General features: G+C 37.3%; 24 protein-coding genes and 1 other annotated feature. Of the genes, 13 read left to right on the top strand and 11 right to left on the bottom strand.

Annotated features, from left to right (window positions below):
- Positions 1-114 precede the first annotated feature (114 nt).
- The 11 genes from HWQ47_RS11415 to HWQ47_RS11465 form a co-directional block, all read right to left on the bottom strand.
- The gene (locus HWQ47_RS11415) at positions 115-1,221 is read right to left on the bottom strand and encodes a phosphoribosylaminoimidazolesuccinocarboxamide synthase (protein WP_269971234.1); all 1,107 of its coding nucleotides are present in this window, start codon (positions 1,219-1,221) and stop codon (positions 115-117) included.
- Positions 1,222-1,494: 273 nt separating this feature from the next.
- Positions 1,495-2,127, bottom strand: a complete 633-nt coding sequence (gene hisIE, locus HWQ47_RS11420; RefSeq protein WP_269971235.1) for a bifunctional phosphoribosyl-AMP cyclohydrolase/phosphoribosyl-ATP diphosphatase HisIE — start codon at positions 2,125-2,127, stop codon at positions 1,495-1,497.
- 63 nt (positions 2,128-2,190) lie between these two features.
- Positions 2,191-2,964: an imidazole glycerol phosphate synthase subunit HisF gene (gene hisF, locus HWQ47_RS11425; RefSeq protein WP_269971236.1), complete on the bottom strand. Its 774-nt coding sequence runs from the start codon at positions 2,962-2,964 to the stop codon at positions 2,191-2,193.
- Complete coding sequence (locus HWQ47_RS11430; RefSeq protein ID WP_269971237.1) at positions 2,954-3,148, bottom strand: hypothetical protein; 195 nt, start codon at positions 3,146-3,148, stop codon at positions 2,954-2,956. The genes hisF and HWQ47_RS11430 overlap by 11 nt, the downstream gene beginning before the upstream one ends.
- On the bottom strand, positions 3,123-3,878 hold the full coding sequence (gene hisA / locus HWQ47_RS11435) for a 1-(5-phosphoribosyl)-5-[(5-phosphoribosylamino)methylideneamino]imidazole-4-carboxamide isomerase (RefSeq protein WP_269971238.1): 756 nt from the start codon (positions 3,876-3,878) through the stop codon (positions 3,123-3,125). The genes HWQ47_RS11430 and hisA overlap by 26 nt, the downstream gene beginning before the upstream one ends.
- Positions 3,875-4,519: an imidazole glycerol phosphate synthase subunit HisH gene (gene hisH, locus HWQ47_RS11440; RefSeq protein WP_269971239.1), complete on the bottom strand. Its 645-nt coding sequence runs from the start codon at positions 4,517-4,519 to the stop codon at positions 3,875-3,877. Before hisH ends, hisA begins: the two co-directional genes overlap by 4 nt.
- A 49-nt stretch (positions 4,520-4,568) precedes the next feature.
- Positions 4,569-5,648 carry a bifunctional histidinol-phosphatase/imidazoleglycerol-phosphate dehydratase HisB gene (gene hisB / locus HWQ47_RS11445; RefSeq protein ID WP_269971240.1) on the bottom strand — a complete coding sequence of 360 codons (1,080 nt, stop codon included), beginning with the start codon at positions 5,646-5,648 and terminating at the stop codon, positions 4,569-4,571.
- A gap of 64 nt (positions 5,649-5,712) precedes the next feature.
- Positions 5,713-6,756: a histidinol-phosphate transaminase gene (gene hisC / locus HWQ47_RS11450; RefSeq protein ID WP_269971241.1), complete on the bottom strand. Its 1,044-nt coding sequence runs from the start codon at positions 6,754-6,756 to the stop codon at positions 5,713-5,715.
- 2 nt (positions 6,757-6,758) lie between these two features.
- The gene (gene hisD, locus HWQ47_RS11455; RefSeq protein WP_269971242.1) at positions 6,759-8,057 is read right to left on the bottom strand and encodes a histidinol dehydrogenase; all 1,299 of its coding nucleotides are present in this window, start codon (positions 8,055-8,057) and stop codon (positions 6,759-6,761) included.
- Between the two features lie 4 nt (positions 8,058-8,061).
- On the bottom strand, positions 8,062-8,961 hold the full coding sequence (hisG, locus tag HWQ47_RS11460; RefSeq protein WP_269971243.1) for an ATP phosphoribosyltransferase: 900 nt from the start codon (positions 8,959-8,961) through the stop codon (positions 8,062-8,064).
- A gap of 87 nt (positions 8,962-9,048) precedes the next feature.
- Positions 9,049-9,168, bottom strand: a sequence feature (His leader region).
- Positions 9,169-9,720: 552 nt separating this feature from the next.
- The gene (locus HWQ47_RS11465) at positions 9,721-10,479 is read right to left on the bottom strand and encodes a putative porin (protein ID WP_269971244.1); all 759 of its coding nucleotides are present in this window, start codon (positions 10,477-10,479) and stop codon (positions 9,721-9,723) included.
- Positions 10,480-10,873: 394 nt separating this feature from the next.
- Between HWQ47_RS11465 and HWQ47_RS11470 the strand changes: the two genes are divergently transcribed.
- From HWQ47_RS11470 to HWQ47_RS11530, 13 genes are all read left to right on the top strand, one after another.
- Positions 10,874-12,139: a hypothetical protein gene (locus HWQ47_RS11470; RefSeq protein ID WP_269971245.1), complete on the top strand. Its 1,266-nt coding sequence runs from the start codon at positions 10,874-10,876 to the stop codon at positions 12,137-12,139.
- A 169-nt stretch (positions 12,140-12,308) separates the two neighbouring features.
- Positions 12,309-13,223: a prepilin peptidase gene (locus HWQ47_RS11475; RefSeq protein WP_269971246.1), complete on the top strand. Its 915-nt coding sequence runs from the start codon at positions 12,309-12,311 to the stop codon at positions 13,221-13,223.
- 1,173 nt (positions 13,224-14,396) lie between these two features.
- A complete protein-coding gene (locus HWQ47_RS11480; RefSeq protein ID WP_269971247.1) occupies positions 14,397-15,086 on the top strand; it encodes a type II secretion system protein in 690 nt (229 codons plus the stop codon).
- Between the two features lie 63 nt (positions 15,087-15,149).
- Complete coding sequence (locus HWQ47_RS11485) at positions 15,150-16,358, top strand: type II secretion system protein (RefSeq protein ID WP_269971248.1); 1,209 nt, start codon at positions 15,150-15,152, stop codon at positions 16,356-16,358.
- 56 nt (positions 16,359-16,414) lie between these two features.
- On the top strand, positions 16,415-17,005 hold the full coding sequence (locus tag HWQ47_RS11490) for a TcpQ domain-containing protein (RefSeq protein ID WP_269971249.1): 591 nt from the start codon (positions 16,415-16,417) through the stop codon (positions 17,003-17,005).
- A 1-nt stretch (position 17,006) separates the two neighbouring features.
- Positions 17,007-18,353 (top strand): hypothetical protein, encoded by a 1,347-nt coding sequence (locus HWQ47_RS11495; RefSeq protein ID WP_269971250.1) that lies wholly within the window; start codon positions 17,007-17,009, stop codon positions 18,351-18,353.
- On the top strand, positions 18,346-18,804 hold the full coding sequence (locus HWQ47_RS11500) for a hypothetical protein (protein WP_269971251.1): 459 nt from the start codon (positions 18,346-18,348) through the stop codon (positions 18,802-18,804). The genes HWQ47_RS11495 and HWQ47_RS11500 overlap by 8 nt, the downstream gene beginning before the upstream one ends.
- Positions 18,801-19,592 carry a hypothetical protein gene (locus HWQ47_RS11505; RefSeq protein ID WP_269971252.1) on the top strand — a complete coding sequence of 264 codons (792 nt, stop codon included), beginning with the start codon at positions 18,801-18,803 and terminating at the stop codon, positions 19,590-19,592. The genes HWQ47_RS11500 and HWQ47_RS11505 overlap by 4 nt, the downstream gene beginning before the upstream one ends.
- Entirely contained in the window at positions 19,580-20,014 is a 435-nt protein-coding gene (locus HWQ47_RS11510; protein WP_269971253.1) for a hypothetical protein, read from the top strand. The genes HWQ47_RS11505 and HWQ47_RS11510 overlap by 13 nt, the downstream gene beginning before the upstream one ends.
- A complete protein-coding gene (locus tag HWQ47_RS11515) occupies positions 20,011-21,483 on the top strand; it encodes an ATPase, T2SS/T4P/T4SS family (RefSeq protein ID WP_269971254.1) in 1,473 nt (490 codons plus the stop codon). The genes HWQ47_RS11510 and HWQ47_RS11515 overlap by 4 nt, the downstream gene beginning before the upstream one ends.
- Entirely contained in the window at positions 21,473-22,498 is a 1,026-nt protein-coding gene (locus HWQ47_RS11520; protein ID WP_269971255.1) for a hypothetical protein, read from the top strand. The genes HWQ47_RS11515 and HWQ47_RS11520 overlap by 11 nt, the downstream gene beginning before the upstream one ends.
- A 73-nt stretch (positions 22,499-22,571) precedes the next feature.
- A complete protein-coding gene (locus tag HWQ47_RS11525; protein ID WP_269971256.1) occupies positions 22,572-23,396 on the top strand; it encodes a hypothetical protein in 825 nt (274 codons plus the stop codon).
- A 761-nt stretch (positions 23,397-24,157) separates the two neighbouring features.
- A complete protein-coding gene (locus HWQ47_RS11530) occupies positions 24,158-24,613 on the top strand; it encodes a bacteriohemerythrin (RefSeq protein ID WP_269971257.1) in 456 nt (151 codons plus the stop codon).
- The last annotated feature ends 346 nt before the right edge of the window (positions 24,614-24,959 follow it).

Here is a 24,959-nt window from a genome sequence, read left to right on the forward strand (position 1 = left end):
ATGGTTAAAGGATTCAATTGAAGCGCTCTTACGCCCAAGAATTGAACCAGATTAAAAAAACCGCAATTCCATCGATAGGAATTGCGGCTTTTTTATGCTTATAAATTGAATCTGTTATTCTGTGATTAACTGATATTCATTGCGTAGAATATCGATAATTTCTTGTTTCGGACTGTCACTGATGTGCAGCTTTTCACCGATCACTTTCTCTGCAATACCAATGTATGTATTAGAGATATCCATCATCACAGACTGAGGTAGTTTATTATCGGCTGCAAGGGCGAAACGCTCAGGCATACGCTCTTTATTTAATAAAATATCGGGATCAGGAAAGTGGTTAAGCAACCACTGTCTAAAGCCTTCTTTTGATTTTTCGATGATCTTGCCGTCACGATGAGCTGCACCATCCCAGATCCGTGAGCTGTCAGGTGTGCCCACTTCATCCATGTAGATAAGTTTCTCTTGACCATTGGCACCGTTAACGTAACCGAATTCAAATTTAGTATCGATAAAGATTTGATCTTGCGTGGCAAGTGCATCACTGATAACACCGAAACCCTCTTTAAGTAATTTCTCATAGAGATCGATATCTGAAGTCTTATGGAAGTTAAACCCTTGGAGGTGACGTTCAAGATCGGCGCGGGAGACATTGACGTCATCGGCTTCCGGTACGCCTTCAAGTCCAGTTAATATACCTTTTGTTGATGGGGTGATTAGCAGTTCAGGTAGCTTTTGATCTTTCTCTAGTCCTTCAGGCAGAGTGATCCCACAAAACTCACGTTCACCTTTTGTATAGGCACGCCACATTGAACCAGTAATGTACTGTCTGGCAATGGCTTCGACCATAACTGGCTGTGCTTTTTGAACAATCCACACAAAGGGATGTGGTACATCAAGAATGTGACTATCGGCTAAGCCTTTCTCTTTAAAGAGTTTAAACCAGTGATTAGAGATAGCATTAAGTGCCGCGCCTTTACCTGGAACACCGTTTAGGCCATCTTCACCTTGCCAGATACAATCAAATGCAGAGATACGGTCACTGATGACCATGATAGCAAGTGGGGTATTTGCAGGGACGTCATAACCTTTTTGTTGAATTAAGCGTGCACTATCTTGCTCTGTTAGCCAATAAACACTGCGAACTTTACCTGAATGAACGGCCTTATCTGTACGAATAGGAAGATCATCATTAACTGCTAGAACTTTATTTGAGAGTTTCATAGGGGCTTTTTTTATTGGATGATTTCGGCGGGAATTGTAGCAGAAGTTACTGTTTGCTACAGCTTTTTAGCAGTTAAATTACAGCTGTGAACAGTGTTTCTTGTGTAGCAGATAATATTGCTTTACAAGCTTAAAATAGGCTTAATTATTAAGTGAGTCGTTATTGGGGTCGTGATGACAATCTGCCATTTTCGTTTTGATGTCATTGAATCATCCTCTGCTTTATCAGGAAGTTAATACAAAGCCCCATTTGAGGCTTTGTGCTATCGATGATTATCTAGCTTTTATGTGACGTATCCATAAGTTATTGGTGATATCGGCTAGGCTGAGATCCTGATCTTCGAGTAAGACCAACAAGTGGTAGATGAGATCCGATGCTTCATCGATAAGTTCTGGCTTGTCATGCGTCGCAGCGGCAAGGGCGGTTTCTAATCCCTCTTCACCGACTTTCTGGGCGATACGTTTAGTGCCGCTCTCAAACAGATGTGCGGTGTAACTGGACTTTGGATCGTCGCCTTTGCGGGAGGCGATTAAATTAGCCAAGTTATCGAGGAAAGGATGGGCGTTGCCATCGGGCCAGCAACTCTCTGTTTGCAGGTGGCAAGTTGGCCCATTAGGCAATACTTGCACTAATAAACTGTCGTTATCACAATCTTTGTCGATGGCAACCAGCTTAAGGGTGTTGCCTGAAGTCTCTCCTTTGGTCCACAAACGCTGTTTGCTGCGGCTAAAAAAAGTCACTGCGCCGGTTGTTACGGTTTTTTCCAATGCGGCTTTATCCATATAACCGAGCATCAGCACTTTGCCCGTAAGATGGTTTTGGACCACGGCGGGAATAAGTCCATCTTGCTTGTCCCAGTCTAGGGCGTTAGATAGTGTCGCATTGTCGATATTCTTTTCTGTCATATTCAATCCTTTCACTCAAGCATTTAGCCTAAGTGGTAAAATGTGGCTTAAGTTGTCAATGTGTTAGCTGCGGATGGCGATATTGTGCTTGGCCAAGTAGGTTTTTAACGCACTGATGTCGATGATGCCTTTATGAAATACGCTGGCGGCGAGGGCTGCATCGACTTTAGCAATCTCAAATACATCTTTAAAATGGGCCATTGTGCCAGCACCGCCGGAAGCGATAAGGGGCACATTACAGATTGCCCGGACTATGGAGAGCTGTTTTAGATCATAACCTTGACGCACACCATCTTGGTTCATCACGTTAAGCACTATTTCACCGCAGCCCTGCTTTTGCACCTCTTCGACCCAGTCTTGGGTAAACCATAGAGTGTCCTTAATGGCTGACTCATCGCCGGTAAATTGCTTTACTTTGTAACTGTCACTCTGCTCGTCGTAATAGGAGTCGATGCCAATCACGATACACTGACGACCAAATTCATCTTGCAAACGCTTAATTAAACTGGGATCGCTAAGTGCAGGAGAGTTGATTGAGATTTTATCGGCGCCAAAAGCCAGTTTTTCACGAGCTTGCGCTAAGGTTTTAATGCCGCCGGCGACGCAGAAGGGGATATCTATGCGCTCGGCAACGCGGCTGACCCAACTTTTATCAATCACGCGGTCATGAGCACTGGCGGTGATATCGTAAAATACCAACTCATCGGCGCCTTCTTCGGCATATCTTGCGGCCAATGGAACGATATCACCGACAATTTCATGGTTACGAAACTGTACGCCTTTGACCACTTTACCGTCTTTGACATCAAGACAGGGAACGATTCTTCTAGCTAGCATAGAAAACCTCCACCGTATTTAAGGTGACTGCATCCGTCATTGAAAACTTGAGACAAGGGAGTGTTATCGTTTTGGCTAGCATAAGAAAACCTCCACCGTATTTGAGGTTACTGCCACCGTTATCGAAAGCTTGAGACAAGGCGCTGTTATCATTTTGGCTAGCATGACTCTGCTCCTGCTGCATTTGGCCAGCACGCGATGGCTTGCTCAACAGTGAAGTTCTCAATCAATAGCGCCTTGCCGATGATGATGTCATTAGCCCCGCTGTCTCTGACTGCCGCAACATCTTCAAGGGTGGCGATACCGCCAGAAGCCTGCCATTGTATTTGAGGATATGCACCTGCAATCTCTTGATAGAGTTGAGTATTGGCACCTTTTAACGTGCCATCGCGGCTGATGTCTGTCACTAAAGCGTGTTTGAGCCCAAAAGGTTTAAACGCTTCAACTAAAGATTCCAAGGTTTTGCCGCCGCCGGATTGCCAGCCCGACACCGCTACGATTTTCTCACCTTCTGCATTGATATTGACGTCCAGTGCCAAACAGATGGCATCAGCGCCATATTTTTTAAACCAACTTTGTACTAAAGCGGTTTCATTAACGGCGAGGGAGCCGATAACGACGCGTTTAACGCCTATCTCAAGTAGCTCGGCCATTTGCGCTTCACAACGAATGCCACCCCCAACTTGAATATTTGCATCCAAACCGTTCACGAGTTCAGCAATCAGTTTTGTTTGACGGGCTTGTGGGTCTTTAGCCCCAGTCAAATCCACAATGTGTAGCCAGTTAGCCCCTTGATCTTGATAAGACTTAAGCTGTGATAGCGGGCTTAAGTCAAAAGTGGTTTTCTGGTTATAGTCGCCCTGATAGAGACGAACGACTTGGCCTTCAATAAGATCGATGGCTGGAATGATCATCTAATCGTCTCCTGTAAAATGGCGTTTAGCGAAGCGGTATTTATGTTTAAGAAATTACGTAGAATGGCCGCGCCCACAGCGGCACTTTTCTCTGGGTGAAACTGCACACCCATAAAATTATCTTTGGCGATGGCGGCGCTAAATGTTTCACCGTATTGGCACTGGGCGATGGTGTACTTGCTCAGTGGCGCTCGGTAGCTGTGGACAAAATAGAGATAGCTTCCCGCTTCAATACCATTAAAAAGGGGGTGGGCTGATGGTTCTATCTGGTTCCAACCCATATGTGGCAGAGGTTGACCTTGGCTATCTAGTTCAGTGATGTTTGTTGGAATAAGCCCCAAACATTCACAGTTAATAAGTTTTCCGCCTTGCTCATTTGAGAGTACTCCCATCATCTGCATGCCTAAACACACTCCTAGTACAGGTTGTTTCAGCCCTTGAATAAGTTCAACAAGTTGCTTATCTCTTAGTGATTCCATCGCCGCGCCAGCAGTACCAACGCCGGGAAGTACCACTCTTTCAGCCGCTTTAATTACTTGGTGATCGTCGCTGACGATAACATTATTTGTGAGTCGCTCGAATGCATAACGCACTGAATTTAAATTGGCGCAGCCTGTGTCTATTATCACGGTTTGGCTCATCGTGGTTCCCTTTGAATCAATCTCACCATTTGTTGGTTATCAAACATGGTTAAAGTACCCCTTTACTCGACGGTAGACGGTCACCTTCCACTTTGACGGCTTGGCGTAATGTACGACCTAAGACTTTAAACAGACTTTCAACTTTGTGGTGATCATTATCGCCATTTGTTGTTAGGTGTAATGTACAGCGCAGACCATCGGCAAATGAGCGGAAAAAATGCGGCACCATTTCGGTGGCCATGGCGCCGACGAGTTCACGTTCAAACTCACCTTCGAACTTAATAAACGGACGACCAGACAGATCAAGTAGACACGAAGCGCTGGCTTCATCCATCGGAATAGCTTGATCAAATGCATCGCCAAAACGGGCAATACCACGTTTATCACCTAAGGCTTGTCTAAGGGCATCACCAATTGCCAGCGCGGTATCTTCAACGCTGTGGTGATCGTCAATTTCAAGATCACCATCGACAACCACATCCATCTTAAAGTTTCCGTGAGTAGAGATCTGCTCTAGCATGTGGTCGAAAAAGCCGATGCCAGTTTCAATACTGCCTTTCTCTTGTGAGTCTAAATCGATGGTGACGCGAATGTCGGTTTCTTTCGTCGTGCGAACGACTGTGGCAACTCGTTCGCGGATTAACAGTTGTTGGGTAATGTCGTTCCAGTTCAGTGTTTCGCGGTTATATTGCAACCCTTTAATGCCCATAGCTTCGGCGAGACCCATGTCGGTGTGACGATCGCCGATGACTGCTGAGCGGGTAAAATCGACCTTGCCTAAAGTAAGGTAGTCTTTTACTAGACCCAGTTTAGGTTTGCGGCAGCTGCAGTTCTCATCATCGAAATGTGGACAAAGTAACACGGCATCGAAAATCACACCTTGGCTCTCTAAAATCTGCATCATCATATTTTGAGGAGCATCAAAGTCATCTTTTGGAAATGAAGGCGTGCCGAGTCCATCTTGGTTACTGACCATCACAAGTCGGAAACCTGCATCTTGTAGCTTAAGTAAAGAAGGGATGAGTAGTGGCTCAAATACGAGTTTTGCCAAGCTATCGACCTGTTTGTCTGTTACAGGCTCTTCAATCATAGTGCCGTCGCGGTCGATAAATAAGATGTTCTGCTTCATGTTGTGTTAACCCTTAAATTTGTTCAATGCTGTTGATTATTTTTTGAAGTATCTGGCCAATAACCTATTGGGTTAATACATTTATGAGTGCATCTGTATCGGCTTGGTCGCTGAAACTAAATCGAATGCAGTTAGTCAGCCTTGGATCTTTATAGGCCCTGGCAACAATACCGGCGATTTGGAGCTGATGACTGACTTTTGAGGAATCAAATTCTGCCAGCACAAAGTTACCGTTTGCAGGTTGCACCTTAGCGCCAATACTCTGCAATGCATCACTTAACCGAGCGCCACAGGCTTTCAAACTAGAAACCTGCTCTCTCATTAATGAAATGCCGTCTTCACTTAGGGCTGCGGTGGCCATTTGAGATACCGGCAGTGGCACAGGGTAGGGAGCAATAACACGCATCACCATGTCGCAAATCTGTGGGCTTGCCATCAAAAAACCACAACGAGCCCCAGCTAATGCAAATGCTTTCGACAATGTTCTCAATACGACTAAGTTGTCATATTTTTCAATAAGCTGTGCAACACTATACTCTGGGCAGAATTCAATATAGGCCTCATCTACAACGACGATCGTATTGGGTAACTGCTTAATGACCTGTTCGATATCTGCTTTGTCGATAACCGTGCCTGTGGGATTATTGGGGTTACAGATAAAGACAATTTTTGCCCCTTGCGTTTGGCTGACGATATCACTCGGCAATTGGTACTCAGGCGTTAAATTTAACGCCTTAACCCTGATATTAAAAGTCTTTGCGCTGATGGCGTACATGCCATAAGTGGGACCGAAACATGCAATAGAATCAATTCCCGGGTTACAAAATGTGCGAATAAGCAGTTCAATTGCTTCATCGGCGCCGCGACTAGTAATAATGCTGTCAACGCTGACACCACTGTACAAGCTGTAAGCTGAGATAAGCGCTGGTGGCTGACACTCTGGGTAACGGTTTATATTTGCCAGATCTGAGTTATTAAAAGGTGACTCGTTGGCGTTTATCCAGATATCCCCACGACCGCCGATGCGTCTGGCGGATTGATACACCTCAAGCTCTAATAACTCTGGCCTTGCAAGACGTTGTGCGAGGGGTTGTGGTTGATTGCTCATGTTTACACCTTTTCCTCTAATGACGCTAAACGAATGGCGACAGCATTTTTATGGGCATCAAGAAGCTCTGCTGCAGCGAGGGTCATGACTGTTTGGCCTAAGCCCTGCAAACCTTCTGCGCTCAACTCTTGTACAGTAAAGCGACGGGAAAAGTCGGCAAGGGACAAGCTAGACACGGCGCGGCTGTAGCCATAAGTGGGTAAAACATGATTGGTGCCGCTGGCATAATCACCAACGGATTCCGGCGTATAAGCGCCTAAAAAGACTGAGCCTGCTGCGCGAATTGAACTAAGCAGTTCACGGGGGGCTTGGGTTTGAATGATTAAGTGTTCTGGTCCATAACGATTAGAGACTGCCGCGGCTTCATCCATTGAGCTGACGAGTAAGGTGCGGCTCGCGCTCAATGCGGTTGCGGCAATCTCTTTACGACTTAACTGTGCCAATTGCTGTGTCAGACAGGCATTAACTCCCTCGGCTAATGCCTGTGAATTAGTGACCAGCATGACTTGAGAATCTGGCCCGTGCTCTGCTTGTGACAGTAGGTCGGCGGCAATAAAATCTGGGTTGGCATCGTTGTCGGCAATGACAAGTACTTCAGAGGGACCTGCGGGCATATCAATACTGACCACACAACGACTGTCTTGGGATACCAGACGTTTGGCTTCGGTCACATAACGGTTACCAGGACCAAAAATCTTGTCCACGGCTGGAATGCTTTCAGTGCCAAAGGCTAGCGCTGCAATGGCTTGAGCGCCGCCGACTTGGAAAATTTCAGTGATCCCGCTGACTGTGGCGGCGTAGATAATGGCATCATTTATCGGTGGTGGAGACACCAGTATTCTCTGCTTACACCCAGCTATTTGAGCCGGTAGAGCGAGCATGAGTACCGTTGAGATTAAAGGTGCACTTCCACCTGGAATATACAGGCCGACTTTCTCGATAGCCTCCGATCTTAATTCACAACGGATCCCGTTTTGGGTCTCGACACTGACAGGCACAAAAGCCTGTGCCTTATGAAACGTATCGATATTACTGCTGGCCTGCTCGATCGCCTTTTTTATCTCAACATTGACGCGCTCACAAGCCGCATTAATCTCATCAACTGACAGCTGTAGCCTCTGGGTGTTGACACCGTCAAACTCGAGGTTATAGGCTTTTAATGCCTGATCTTTATCTTGTTGCACACGATTAACGATATTGAGCACATTTTGCTCTAGACTGGCATCACCTACTAAAGGTGAGCGAGCCAGTGCTGCAGTTTGCTCTGTATCAGTCAATTGTGACCAATTGAGGATCTCCATGGTGCTACCCCATCATCTTTTCTATTGGCATAACCAGAATCGAGCTGGCGCCAAGCTCCGTGAGTTCCTCCATGGTGTCCCAGAAAAGATCTTCGGTGCTAACAGCGTGGATAGCCACTCGATTGGTGTCATCATTAAGTGGCAATACCGTTGGATTTTCTGCGCCAGGCAGTAGGGCGACTATTTGCTCTAGTTTGTCCGTTGGCGCGTGCAACAAGATGTACTTGCTCTCTTTAGCGCGCACGACACCATTGATACGTGACAGTATTTTTTCGATAAGCGCTTGTTTTGCTGGAGCTTGAGTTTTTGATGATTGGATGATGCAAGCGTTAGAAGTATAGATAACCTCAGTTTCATACAAACCGTTAGCCTCTAAGGTTGCGCCTGTAGACACTAAATCGCAGATCGCATCTGACAGTCCAGCGCGTGGGGCTACTTCAACAGAGCCTTTGAGCATACAGTCATTGTAGGTGATCCCTTTTTTCTGCATATAACGGCGTAACAGGTTAGGGTAGGACGTGGCGATGCGTAATCCTTCAAGTGACGTGGCATCTTCATAGTTAAATTCGTTTGGTACGGCAAGAGAGAGACGACATGCACCGAAATCCAACTCTCTCAATTTGATACAAGTCGATGGTTTGTCTAAGCGTTCACGATCAATCTGTTCCTCTTCTAGAACATTCTCGCCAATGATCCCAAGGTCAACGACACCGTCCATGACTAGTCCTGGAATGTCATCATCACGAACGCGTAGTAGGTCGATTGGCAGGTTATCTGAGTGGGCAATAAGACGTTGTTCATTGATGTTAAATTTGACGCCACAGCTTCTTAATAGCTTCATGGATTCTTTTGAAAGGCGCCCGGATTTTTGAATGGCGATGCGTAACCTGTTTGACTCTGACATGATGGTATTCCTATAAGTTAATTCAAATATCTGTTTAATTTTGTATCTAACTAATATTAAATTATTATTTATCAGTTAGATAAGCTAAAACGAAAAACCCCCGGAATTCCTTCCAGGGGTTTTTGATATATTTGAATCAACCGCCAGAAGGAAACAGTCCTTCGGCAGTGAGCTTCCGAAGGCTACCGCATATGGTGATGATGATGCATAGTGTTCAGAAGCTTTTTCATAATCTGGTCTCTAGTAAAGTTAACGAGTTTGATGACTCAATAAAAAACGATTAGCTTGCGTGCCAACCCTTGGTAATTAAACTAAACACTTTGAGAAGTGATTGCAACTACTAATTTGTGTATTAAAATATTCAACTTCATATGGTAAGAAGCGTTAGGTCTTTATATTGTTTTATTTATGGAACCAGTTGGCTGGAGCTTGTCTGGTATGACCGTGATGTTTAGCCTAGGAAATCTTTTAGGAATAATGTTGGCTAGAAGATAAGAAAAAGAAGCCAGTACCTGCTTTGCTGTACTGGCTTAAATCTAAAAAGAAATATGGCCAAATAATAGAGCCATATAAATCAAAAAGGTCTTTAGAATCGAACAAAAGGCAGGGAAACCTTCATTATTAACGCCGTTGGTAAGGCTGCGTTGATTTACTTCCTGTTTTTAATAAGCATTACCTCCATAATTGTACAAAGCTAGCTTGCACATTTGACGTATCTTTTGAAAGCATTTGAGAAAAACGTTATCAAGAAAATCTATTTTAAAAACGACCATTGATGGCAATGGCTAAGCCTAAGCCATCTGCATCTGAGTCAAGTACTTTTGATACAGCAAAATTAGCTGAAATACTGTCCGATATTCTTAGCCAATAAGCCGTTCTAATATCGAAGTCACCATCATATAAATCTGAGTTCACATAACCTGCACCAATAGACCATGAGTTATTAATGTACCAATCAACATCGAGATTAAATGCATTATCTGAATCTGTATGTAGCCAGCTAGCACCTAAATCCATGCCTGATGTGGACTCAAAAGCCACGAAACTACGTACTTTTAAACCATAACTTTCTTCAACACTGTCATCACCATCATCATAAAAAGCAGAAATTGATGAATGATCATTTAAGTAGTAACCTACTTCGACTCCATAAGTGTCAAAATCAAAGTTACCAATCTCGTTACGTTGATAGTTAAGACCTACAAACCATTTAGAGTCAAATACATAAGTACCATCAATACCCATGTTATCTCTATCTTCCACATCAAAAGTAGTGTAGTTAATCCCCAAATTTGATGTTTGAGCCATAAAACTATTTAATGCATATGGGCTACCATCTTGTGAAACTGGGCTAGCAAAATAACGATATTTAGCCTCCCAAATACCATCACCTAACTCTTCAGAGTTAGCTTCATAACCTAAACTGGCTTCATGTTGAAAAACATTATCTTGTGCTGCAATTGCACTCATACTTGATAAACCAAGTAAAATAGTCAATGTTGAATACGACAATCTCATATTTAATACATCCTTTTTATATACTTTAATGTCACACACATTATGGCGATTCGGATAATACAATTAGAAAAGTAATCTTTGCAGTTAATAACTGATTAATAACTGATAAATGCCTGTTATATAGGTTGTCTTGTTTCATTAATTTTCTTCGGACTTCGCGAGTGAAATTTACATTGTTGATTCAATCGGTTAGGTGTTTCTATGATGCTTTCCTTATTGTGGTTAAAACTTTTTTAGATTATTAACTGTTGTTCAGATTGGTCCTGACTATAATATAGAATAATAATTTAGATTTGACTTACTGCGTTGGATGATACAAGTCTAAAATCACTAACTCGGAATGTTAAATATTAACCAAGTGTTCAACATGTATTACAAAATTTAGAGAGAACATATGAACTTAAATTTTCCATTTAGTATTAAATTACTTGTGTTGTTACTTTGTACGAACATTAATTTAGTTGTTAATGCAGGAGAAATGGTTGCAGATCGTGATAATGCGGTAATGAAATGTTGGTATCCAGAGATAAAAAGCCCTCTTTTCTCTGCGGTGAACGGTGGCGAAGTTGAATATGGTAAGGCTTTGGTGTCAAATGAATGGCGTAGCAAACATAGAGAGATTCAAGAAAAAAATAATCCTGATTTAGATATTCTTATTTTCCCATTATGTACTATGCATGATAGTTTTTTTGCAGAATTCGTCTGTAAAAAATTTGAAGGTTCTCCAAGCAGCGATACACCTTTAGAATGTTATCCTGAAATTGAACCCACAAAGCCGACTACTGAGGGCAGGTTAACATTTCATCCCGACAATTTGTCAAGATTAGATTATGGGAGTCAGATAGGTCGAGGGACACAACGGAATCTAGAGCGACCTGGGCATCAAATTATTCAATATCGGGTAATTGTTCAAAAAGGGGGTAGCACATATGATGTAACTGAGGGGGCAACTTGGCGGCTTTCAGCAGGTGCAAATGAATTTATTAAATTAGTTGGAGATAAGAAAGGAAAAGTGTTAACCAGATATGATGTACCAAAATTGGTAGACTCTAGTGTTGTTGTTTTTACGGTATCCTGGACTGGAACTGATGGGAAACCTCAAACAATAAGTCAATCAGTATATTTAGGCGCAACGTACAATGTAACTGGAGTAGATAGTACGGGGCTCTTGGGGGGAGATTCAACCCGAAGTTTCTTCGTAAATTGTCAACATGACGATACAGGGCGGTCAGATATACCATACTCGGGATTAGCGTTTGGACGAGCACACCCAAGTGACATACATTCAATAAATACTTATCTAGTTCCTCCATGGACGGAAAAAAAGGATATTAGAGCTGTATTACGTTTTGGAAGTAAAAGCCCTTATTACTATAAAGTATCATTACTACACCCTGATAGATTAGTTAATGGGGCTTCAAATTCAGGATCAGCTTTAGGCTCCTCTCGTCGTGCTTCGTGTAATGTGCCAAGAAGTGGAAGCACGAAATATGACATCACTGATACTTTGAACTCTTGTCGAGGTGTCTTCAATTTTCAATCAGGGGCGAGTACACATAAGGAATACCGTGGATTTCTTGAAGCCTGTCATGATCCTGAAAGTATTTCAGATGATACAATACATAAAGATGTTCATCCAGGTGAAAACTGTAATTGGTGATATGATATTAATATAGTGTCTAAAATATAAATAAAAAATGACTCGATAATTGTCGCGTTTTTTGATAAATATAAATTGATATATTTATATTATTTGTATGTACAATTAAAATGTTTTCACTTAAATTGTACAAGAAATTAGAATTGCAATTTTTATCTATGGATAAACTATGAAAGATTTTGTTAATGTAATGGTTAGTTACCCTTGGGTTTTTTATTCTTTTGCTTTTGTTTTTTCAGCAACTTTTGGTAGTTTTCTCAACGTAGTGATATATCGCCTCCCAATTATAATGAAACGAGACTGGATACATCAAAGTTATGAGTATCTTAAAGATAATAGTCCACAGATTATAAAAAAAACTAAAGAGACGGAAACATACGAGAAATATTATAAAACAATCAACCATTATAACATAGTTTCGACAAGGTCAGCTTGTCCACAGTGTTCAGCATATATTAAACCTTGGCACAACATTCCAATTTTTGGTTGGTTAATATTAAAAGGACACTGTCATAGTTGCTCATGTAAAATATCAATGCGCTACCCGTTGATAGAGTTTTTCTCTGGTATATTAGTGATTTGTTTGGCTTGTAAGTTTGGGCCTACTGAACAGTTTATATGGGCGACTGTATTATCACTATCTTTACTTACACTTATGATGATAGATTTTGATGAGATGATATTGCCAGATCAGATAACTTTACCTCTTATTTGGCTTGGTTTGATTGTGAATTTAGAGCATCAATTTACTTCACCTACAGATGCTGTGTTAGGTGCCGTTCTGGGCTATGTGTGCTTTTATAGTCTTGCTTATATCTTGGCATTTTTTCTGAAACGTGCGGTTTTTGGTCATGGAGATTTTAAGTTAATGGCACTGTTAGGTGCTTGGTTAGGCTTAGGCATATTACCGCTCGTAGTGTACATATCGTTTGTGATTGGTGCTATAATAGGCTTTATATTATATCTGTCGAAAATATATCAATTTGGCAAACCTATTCCTTTTGGCCCTTATATTGTTGCATCTGGTTGGATTTCTTTAGTTTTTGGTGAAGATATATTTACATGGTACATTGCACTATGGTGATAAAAATATGTAATTCAAGTCGGGTACTATAATTTATGGTTAAACTTGTAAGTGCTAAAAGCATTACTTTAATTCTATAGTTATAATATCAATACTACTAAGTATCAATATTGTAATATCAGAAGATATTTTAACATTCCATTCTGGAATTTAGTCATTTTAACTGGTTTCTTCTACATAACCTTAAATATTACGATTAGATAGTATTCCCACAATCAACTCTAGACTTGTTTTATTGGGTTAAGCACTGGTGAATAGGGGGAAGTTTGATTGTGGTGAGATGTTTAAATTCTTCATCTACACATGGAGTGAATAAAACTTTGGTATTTCCATTTGTTGGAGTTACAGCCAGAAAGCATTAGGCATAATCAAACTTTTGTTGCTCAACGATTCTTGGATTACTTCCCTTCTTTCCCATAAACATGTAGTTATGTTCTGTTGACTTATACGACATCCTGAAAGTTGATATAAACTTGAACCAGGACTATATGACTTAAGATATTAAGGAGCGTTTGCAGATGAAATATTTAAATGCTTATTGTGTAGCTTGAGATTGTAGCAGATTTGACTTACCTATTTATATTGGTAAGGCATACCTTGAAAATACGTTCATTCAAATGGTAATTATGTCACTCATTGCTGTGAGCCTAGGGCAAAGATGGACCGTGTTTGTTCAGTTTGATTATTACTCCTGTTTGAAATAGACATGCCATTTGCTCATAGATGTTTCTCACTCGAAATGCTTAATATTACAAGTCAACATATCAATGGTTAAACTTAATTAATTTTTCTATATAAGTATAAGGTCTACTTAACCGTGTAACATTGGTGTGCAATTTGAACTTTTTACAGTTAGTTTACTCTGTGAAACTATTATCGATTTCTATGGGGTTAACTATAGTTAATAACGCTTGATTTAAGGCTTGTAAGTTACGGTAGTTGGCTTTTCATTAATTAATTTGCAGTTAATTAATTGGCTGCCTTGTTAATAAGTGAGAGTTAAGTAGTTTATAACAAGGGTTATTGAATGCTATATGGCATCATTGCTACAAGTTATACATCTGGTGTCACGCATCAGAAGTGTGTCTTGTAATTTGGAATGTTTGACTTGTTTAATTTGTCAACATCTATTAACCGACATTTACAATGTCAAAATTTAAGGTGTTTTATAGTATGAATAAAAGTAAATTGACAATGATTAGAAAACAAAATGGTATGTCTCTATTAGAAATTATCATTGTATTAGGTATTATTGGTACAATTGCTGCTGGTGTAGTTGTATTGGCTCAAAGAGCATTAGATAATAAGTCAATTGCTGATCTAAACTCGAATATTAACGCGACTCGATTGGCATTGACTGCAACATTTAGAACGTCTGGTTACCCGGTTTCAACTGACATTGCTGCCTCATTAATTCCATCAGCACTGGAAGATCCGGCTTCATTAACAGGAAACGCAGGACTTGATCCGGCTGCTCAATTATTTAGAGTTGGAGCTATTAGTTCTTCAGAATTGACTAATCCAATTACTGGCAACATATTCCATATCTCTTCACTAGGAAATACTGGTACTACAGAGGAAACAGTGGCCGGTGCTAATGGCAAGGTATTTACTATTGCTGTCAGTGGCTTGAGTTCAAAGCAATGTTCACAAGTTGCTATGACTCAATCTGCACAATGGGATTTTGTAGAGGTTATTCTAGCTGATACTATTGATGCGATACCAACTGTTGAGATGACAAGTCTAAAGAGTGTACAAGCTTTAAGAACTTTAGACCCTACTGGACGACTAATTCCATCTCTTGTTGAAATAGCTACCGCGTGCTCAGCTTCTTTAAATACAGTTGTATTTGCCTCTCGTTAATAGTGTTATTCATTGCCACATGGATGTGGCACTTACTGACATTTATGAAGGAGGTGAATTTAAATGAGAAAATCTAGAGGATTTTCGTTATTTGAAATGATAATAGTTATGGCTATTGCAGGTTTAGTTCTATCTTCAGCAACAATAGTTACCATTAATAATATGAATAAGACTAAATTTCAACATTCTATCAATATAGTTGTTAATGAAATTGAGTCCATTACTGATTTATATTCACGCAAAGAGTTTGAGGTTTATAACGAAAACAGTAAGTTAAGTCGTTGGTTACCAAGTCCTGTTTATAAGGTTTCTGCTGGTAGTGGAACTGTATTTGAAGCTCAAAATATTGAGTGGACAGATGTACAGCGAAGAAATTATGAGTCTGCTGATTGTGGTCCTTTGAGTGGTTTTAATGCACATTTAGGAGCTTTAGATGTTAGAGATTCAATTGTGAATTTTCCTATTTCATGTAATGGAACATTAGAACTTTTGAAACTAAGGAGTTTTATTGTAGAAAGAGAATCTGGAGCCACTAGAAGACCATTTGGAAACATTCGATTTCAAGTTGAATTAGATGCAAGTTCTGAAAATATAAATTTTGTATCAATAAGAGATTATTTTAATACTGCGTTTGCAGAACGAGGTATCGCTGTTGTTGTATGGATCTACAGTCCAACAGGAATGAGATTAGTAAAGCTAGATGATGTAGTTAGTTATACAGGTGATTTAAAAAGCATCCTCACATTGGATATAGAGAGATCATTTTCAGAAGGTTACTTAACGTCTAATGGTAGAGTGCTAATTAATAGGAATGATGCTGGACTATGTTGGGATACTCGAAATCCTACGTTGCCTAATTTAAGTAAACTGTGTATTAAGTCTGATTCCACCGATAGTACAATACTTAATTTCGTGGACCAAGATGATAAAATAAGTAAGATTGCAGCTATTAATACTTTAGCGCCAATATCAACTACATTTAATTTAACTGGAGATGTTGAATCAATTGATAAAAGGGAATGCCCTGACGGTTATAAAAGTCAACAACAGAATTATCTTTCTAATATTGCTGCTGTTGTAAAGGATGTTAATGGTCAGGATGTGATTGCACCTGTTCATAGTGTGAAAATTTTAGTTGATGATGTCAATAATAGTTGGGCTATAAGTTCAGTGGTAAAGTCAACTAATATTCATCAGCAAAATCTCCCATTTGAAACAGTTAATAACGGTGTTTCAGGTTATTTAGTACAAGAATGTGTATTAGACATCTAATAACACGTCAGTTATGTGAAATATCTAATATGAAGGTGGTTTTAATGGTTTTTTTTATGAAGTTTAGTATAGTTTTTCTGATTTTAAGTATGTTTAATATTGTCAGTGCTAAGTGTCTTGATGTAGTGGATTTTATTTATGATGGGAACCAGCTTAATAACATTGAAGATGTGATAAATAAGAGCTTTAACAAAGATTGTTCTAATGGTGGATATAAGTTGTTAGTACCAACTAATCAATCAACGGATATGGATTTTAATACTTTTGAAGCTTATAAATATCAAGTTATTGGTTTGTTAGAAATAACTGGTATTGACTATAAGATGCAAAGTAGCGCTAGAAAGTTTGAGTTGATAAGACAAGAAGTAAAAAATATTAAAAACAATGATGATAAGATATTAGTTGAGGTTAAAAAAGGTGAAATGTTGAGTAAGTCTTTAATGCATTTAGGAGAGGAAGAAGGTTATAATATTGTTTGGAAAGCAAAGAACGACTACATTTTCAGTGTCGACACAAGTTATCATTGTAATAAAAATGCATTTCAAATATGCATTGATCAAATTGCAGATGACTTACTAATTAACAACCTTGCATTAAGTTTTACTATCTACATGAAGAATAGAACACTATTGGTTGAGGGAAAGTAAATTGAAATCCATATACTTAACACTACTTTTTGTAACAATACTTTCTGGATGCGCGTCTCAAAATTTAGATAATATCTCATTTGAGTATGAAGTGCCTGAAATGGTTAAAGTTAAAATGGTTGATGCAAATTATATTGGCGATATTGTATATCGTGGTGGTGATGATGTCCCTAGTTTTTACTATAATGAAACTTTTGAAATAAATACCACAAATCCGATTTCAATTGATGGCTTTATTGCAATCATTAGGTTGAAGTATCCGCAAATAAATTTGAAAGAGAGTTTTCAGTTCGCTAGTTCCAATAAGTCTCTAAAAAACATTCATTTTAATGGGTCTATATATGATGCATTTATTCATGTGAGTAAGTTATTTGACGTATTTATTAGCATGAGTGCTGAAGGTATTTCTTTTGATGATCGATTGTTTTTTACTGAAAGTATTGATTTTTCAGCTGCAACAGAATCAGATTTCAAAATTGATGCAGGTATCGCAAAAGATTCTAGTGGCTCATTTGCATCTAGTCTTACTTATAAAGAGGGAGGAAATTTTTGGTTAGAGATCGAAAATTCTTTAGGTTTGATTATGCCTTTAGATCAATTTGATATTTCATTACAGACTAGTACGATATCTTATTTTGCAAGTTATAAACAAAAAGAAATTGTTGATGTTTTTTTCAAAAAATTAAAAATTCAACATAATACACAATATAAAATAAATTTTAAAGTGATTGCTGTGGACGAAGATATGTCTAACAAGTTCGCAGTTGGCACTGTTTTGGGAATTAACAGTGGTAGTACTAGTATTATTTCTCCAGAAAAATCTTTTTTAGATTTTATATCTTATAAAGATAAAAACTTAGAAGCATTATTGGAATTTGGTTATGGTGCAGGTAAATTAAAAACGATCCAAGAAGGGACATTTCTTGTGAGAAATGGACACACGCTACCAATTAATTTATTAACTAATATGAATTACATATCTGAAATATCCAATGTGGTGAATGAGTTTTCTCAAACACAGAGTATCACAACGAATGAACTATCTACTGGTATTAGTATTAGTATCAAACCAAGAACTTTGTCAACTGGAAGAGTCGAAGTGGTTTCAGGTTTTTCTAAAAGTGAACTTATCAATTTAGATTCAGTGTCAGGTGTTATGTTGCCAACCACGAAGGAGGTCGAATCATTTTCACGTACAATTGTTACTCCTGGAGAGTATGTGATTATTTCATCATTTGATGATATAAGTTCTGGAGGGAACTATGATATTGTGGCAACCTCTTTTAGTGATAATATGACAGAGAGGAAATCAAAATTAATGATAATTGTAAGTGTTGAACATGATTAATCATAGTTTTGAAGAAGTCTTATTTAATAGAAGAATTATATTTGCTCAAGGTGGTGAGCCTATTAAAGATTGTGTCGAGAGCAAGAGTGTATCACCATTCTATCGAAGAAAAAAAGGCATGAAAACAATTGCGTCATTAATTACAAGTGACATTAATGATGGATTGTATTCTATTCAATTGGATATCGATAAATATTACTTTATTATCATTAAAGGTGGGCTTTTAATCCAAGGTTCTGATGTGATCGTAAATAAATCTCTTATGAATATGATAAGTGATGAAATGAAAGAACTTAGAAAAATAGAATTGACAGATGTATTGGTTGATGAGTGGAATTGTATGAAGAATAAGTGGGTAAGAAAGAATGTGTTTACGTTCTGCTTTTATTTACTGTTGTCTTCTTTATTACTTGTAGGTGTTTGGCTGACAGTTAAGGTGTTTTTATTGTGAAATATGGCCTTAGAAAGTTCTCAATTAATAGATTATTTATATTGTTTGTTATGGTATTAGTTTTTACGGCTGGTATTTATGTTTTTTTTGAAAATAAAAAGATAGATGAAGAAAAAGAAATTCAATTAAGGAAGAAGCAGCAACAAGCTAGCCAATTGCAAAGGGTTCGAGATGGATATACATCAATGTTAGGTGGAGCTCAGTTAGATTCACTACTTAAATTATATTCAAATATTAAGACTAGTTGGTTAACGTTTGATTTGTTAGAAAAGAAGGTTGATAGTGTTAGCTGTAAGTTCAGCTCTAATGTAAGTGCATTTTCATGTAAGATGGAAGTTGACAATAATGGTGGGTATTTTTCTATTCCTTCAATTTTATTTATGGGGAAAGAGTATTCACCAATTATAAATAAAACACTATTGACTTATGAAGGCTTGCAGTTTTCTCTTGCCAAATCACGCAATCTCATTGATTTTGAATCAGATAGATTGATTGATATTATGCATTGTAATGATGTACTTGTGAACTATGGGGTCATGAATAATATGTTGCAACCACTAGGAGCTAAACTCTCAATATCAACTCCAACAAGAGTTGCAGGTGAGCAAAGTATTACTACTACAAATATTAATAATAATTTTTACTTTGGCGGTTGGGAGTTTCAAGGCCCCAATGAATTGTTAGGTATGTTGTATTTTGCTGAGCATGACGCGACGGCTCATGAAATTCAACTTGATTTTGATAAAGAACTTATTAATTTAAAAGGTATTTTCTCATGTACAATGTAATTCTATCAAATAGTTTTATTATTATCATAACAACTATACTTTCTTTCTCTTTAATAGCTGCTGATACCAATGTCAGTGGTGTCGGTAACCTTGATATGAGTGAAACTATAGATGAATCAATTTATTTAGATATGTATAATAGTCAAGTTAAACATAACTTGGAAATGTCTCGTTTGAATCAAAAAATAGAACTTGCAAAATTAAATAATATTTTAAAGAAAGAATTAAAAAGTTCTAATGATAGTACACCCAAGGTTGGTAACCAAGAACAAACGGTCAATAACAATAATGTATGTCCTTCAGTTTTATTTAGGTTGAAAACAGGGAGTTCTGGTAACCAATCTTTGGTAGGGTTTGAACATAATGGTAAAGTAGAGCTAATAAAAGCTAACACTCGATTTAATGGTTGTATTTTGAAGTGAATATTCACTCTATAAATTACAGCGAGGAGGTTGTTAGTTCTTTTTGCACAGATAGTAAATTATTAAGTAAAGGTGTTTTTTATCATTGCGGTATTAATTGTTGTTTGATCAGTTCTGAGATTAGTATTCTCAATGCTTTAGACGTAATTAACACATTTTTGTATAAAGAGTTAGAGTCAGTAGATATATTGTTTATAGAAAGTGATTTGTTTGAAACGATTCTACAGCGATCTATATCTAGTGTTGATAATAGTATAGTTATGATGGCTCACTCTTTGTTCATTGCTGCGATTGATAATAAAGTTAGTGATATACATGTTGTTCGTTTAGAACAGACTGCCCAAATTGGCTTTAGAATTAATGGTTCAAAGGTAATCCATGATGAAATTGACAGTGAATTATGTGATGAGATGATTTTTGTAATGTATAATATACTAGCGTCTACGAAAGAGACTACTTGGAACCGTCAAGTTTCACAAAATGCAAATATAATATTTAACCATAATGGTATGTCATATCGCTTAAGGTATGCACACAATCCAATATTTGGTAAAGGAGGATTATCGTACCATGTTGTTTTAAGGATAATTTTGCCTAGTGTAAAAAGTATTAACCCAGATTTATCATTTCTTAGATTAAATTCATTTGAAGAGATTGATGTGATGAATATGGTTTCACAACCTTTTGGTATCTATGTTATTGCTGGTACAACGGGATCTGGTAAATCACTAACATTAAAAACTATATTAGAATGGATGGCGCACTATCGTTTCGAAAATCGAGGCGTTTTCTTGTCTGTAGAGGACCCGGTAGAGTATGAGATTGATGGGTGTTATCAATCATCTGTTACTGCATCAAATGAAAGTGCGATGGCTAATGCTATTAAGTCTGCATTAAGGAGAGACCCTGATGTATTGATGATTGGTGAAGTTAGAGATGAGATGTCTGCGAAGGCTTTATCTACTGCTGTTGAAAGTGGACATTATTGTTTTACCACAGTACATGCAGGGAGCATTGTAACACTTTTAACACGGTTAATTTCCTTAGGTATTGGAACCGATAAACTATCGACTCCAGGATTTATCGCTGGTTTACAATGTCAAAAACTTATTCCGCTTTTATGCGGGAATTGCAAAGTTGAAATAAAGAATGGTTTTTTTAATAAAAGTGATAATGGATGTGAACAATGTAGAGAGGGGATTATAGGTAGGCAATTAGTTTGTGAGTATCTTATTGGGACTAGTTCTATACTTGAAGCCATTGGTAATAACCGTTTTGATTTAGTAGTTGAGGAATGGAAGAAAAGAAGGGTTTATTCTCATGAGGGATTTGGTGAGGGGTTTACAATAAGAGAAAAGGTGTTTTTTTTAGTTTGTAAAGGTCGAGTATGCAGTTCTTATTTTGGGAATGAGTTTGGTGGGTTATTATTTATAGAATCTGAAATTAAGGAGTTTCTTGGTGCTGTTTAAACAATTTAATAAGAAGGAAAGACTTTATATATATCAATTTTTAATTGATATGATTGATAGTGACTTGCCTATTTATGACTCTTTGTTAACATTGGTTAATAAAGGCGAATCATTACTTGGTAAGACTTTTGTTATAAAAGTGAAGCATATACTAAAGGATATGGCTAATAGTTCTAATTTAGCCTCTTGCTTTGAAGGAGTGATTCCTGCAAATGATTTATCCATTTTTCATGCTGCAGATAGGGCTGGGGATATTAAAGGTGGATTAATTGCATTAATTCAATTAAATGAATTTCGTAGTAAATGTATCTCTACACTTGTTTCATCATTAACGTTTCCATTAATCATGGTGATAATCACTTTTGTTGTTATTGCAGGTTACTCTGTTAGTGTTTTCCCTGCTTTTATTCCTGTGGTACCTGTTGAAAAATGGCCAACTAGTACTGCAATGCTCTATGGAACAGGATTATGGATATATAATGGAGGCTGGCTAGTTCTAATATTAAGTTTTTTGTCAATCAGTGTTTTATTCACGATTTTGTTAAACAGGTTTACAGGTTCTGTTCGTGAATTATTCTCTAATGTGTTTCCATTCTCGATGTACCGACAGTTTGTTATGACAGATTTTCTTGTCGCTTTATATTTATTACTTCATAGTGGAGTTCCATATATAGATGCATTGAATCTTATACGTGAAAATTCAAATAGATATTTAAAGTGGCATTTGACAAAAGTTATAAGTAACCTTAATGCTGGACTTGGTTACGGCGAAGCTATGCGTACAGGTTTATTAGATAAAGTAACGGTATTTGATTTCGCTATTTATTCAGAACTTCCATCTTTTGTAAATACACTACAACAAATATCAATGAAATCTCAAACGAATTTACTTACAACTTTTAATACGATGGCGGGTATTTTGAAAAACTCTGCTACAGCATTCTTAGGTGGTGTGATAATTTGGGTATTTATAGGATTATTTGCTTTGATTGATGTGTTATCGGAAGGGATATAAATACTATTTTGTTTAACATATTATGTCAGTAAATATTTATTTGTATATTAATATTTTAATAGTGTGTGTCATTGTGCCAAATGCACTTGCAAATGAAGTGATTAATGAGTGTTTTCTACCTTCATATTTCCCTATACTATCAGGAGAACAAATAAGCAATTTACATCATATTTCGGAGTCGTCAAAATTACTTATGTGGGAAAGTAGATTTTTTGATATTAGTGAAATCTATGAAAGTAGTGTTAAAGAAGTTAACGGTTCAATTAATCATGAAATTGTCCATAATGTAAATGTAGTTGAGGAAGTCATTGCTGATGTTCAAATAAAAGTAACCGACTTTCTACAAACAATAAATGTATTTGAATATTCTGGTGTTTGGTTATGTGCTTATAATGACCTTTGTAGTCTATCTAATTCTGTTATATATAACAATATAATTAAAGTTGCTATGCATGTAGAACGTGGATATTTAATTGAAGAACAGTATAACTTGTTAAGTCTAATTATTATATCTGAAGACTTAAATAATTATTTTTTGAATTATAAATTAGTTATTGAATATTCCTCAACCGTTAATGATAATTGTTTAAAAGTAATTGGTAAGTTTGTTTATAAGGCATCAGGATTATGCACTTCTATGTATAATTATAATGTTTTTAGATTGAGAATTGATACTTATAAACACGGGGGAAACGTTGAAAAATTTATTTTTAAGTTAAATAATGCCATGGAAGAGGGAGGGGGGGAGTCTTTGGTTACGCATAATAGTAATTTAACTTCAAGATATTATAATAAATACGGGAGTTATGAAGATATGGTTAAATTAAAGTACAGAGTTGATATGATAACTAATGAAGAAAGTAATATCGTTAAAGTATGTGAAAGTTATGGTAAATAGTTGTCGTTAGTTGATCTATTGTTTAATTAGAGTACAATAATTTTTTTAAATGTTATTGTATTCGTGCAATAAGATATGGTTTGACATTCTTGGTAAAGTAAATTATTCAATTCTTAGATTTAAATGAGAATATTTAGAATATTCACTGATTATCATCTAATATTTTTATATTGTTGAGAAGGCGCTAATTAGGATTGTTCATTGTTATTAAATTATCGATGATAATGTGTTAACCACGTATGGCGTGTTGAGTAAGAAGCCGTTAACAAGCTGACCGGGCTGGAAAAATTATTTAATGGTGAGGCCGTATTGACACACTCATTAGATAGAATTATGTATGAAGGTTAAATGTAGATAAGAACCTGACTAATGTTTATACCTAAATTGTTGAGTTGGATCTGTTCTATGAATTAATAAGTTTAGGTTAGAGAAGTTTGATATTTAGCGGTATTAGTTTCTTTGGGTATAGCGGCGCAAACTATATGACTACTTCGCAAAGTTAAAAAAGTAGGAGTTGAAATATTAGGTAGTGAGTAGAATGAAGCGAAGTAAAAGGAAGTCGTGTATTGTGTGATTAACAAGGTTCTGGTTATTCTGATACTTTATGTATTGATGGCTATTTTTGAGATTTGTATAGTGATGGTAATGTCTATATTGATCATGGCGGAGATTACCTTAATATTGTTTGTAAAGCCAAAGTTTTGATATCTTTTCCATTTATGAACGGTTAAAATTTTAAATGTTATTTAATTAAGGCTTGTATGAAAATATTTATTTGGGATGATGATTTTAAAACTAATTTTCATGATGTAGATGAACAACATGAATATCTTGTGGAATTGATAAACAAGCTTGGTGCATTTATTTATTGTGGATACCGTCCTATTAAAGACCTCAATATATTACTTCATGAATTGAGTTTATATGCTTCTTATCATTTTAAGTGCGAGGAAGAATATATGGTGCGTAAAGGTATTGATTCTCGGCATTTTAATTATCATGTAACTTCCCATGTTACATTTTTAGAAAGGGTAACTAATGTTGTTAGTGATATACGTCCTCATGACACTTCGTCTATTACTGAGTTACATCTATTCTTAATAAGTTGGCTTAATGATCATATTTTAGGCGTCGATCAAAATATGGCTAGACAGTTGCGTAGTATAGAAAATGGATTAACTTCACAACAAGCATACGATAAAGAAGAAATAAAGTAGTCTATTAAATATATCATCCGCTCTTTCTGTATTCCTTTGATAACAAGGGTTTTATTTTTGAGATAAAACAAAGGTTCAGTAAAGGATATATGTTGTTCACCTGTCGAACCTGAAGGTATCATAGCTAATGCTAAACAAGTAAGTCAGTTTAGGATTCTTACAGATAACATATGATTGTAACTTAACCTATTACTGCAATTGTGATATTAAATTGTAACTTATACTATTTGACTGGTTTTGTCTCATGTATATTTGCAGGTGTTATTTCACGGCTACGATACTGCCTCAGTAGTCCACAACATGGTGGAGTTTGAAGCCATAGAATCCACAGCCCCTTCGTCAGCTT

Origin of the sequence: Shewanella sp. MTB7 (assembly GCF_027571385.1) — a bacterium.
Classification (GTDB): domain Bacteria; phylum Pseudomonadota; class Gammaproteobacteria; order Enterobacterales; family Shewanellaceae; genus Shewanella.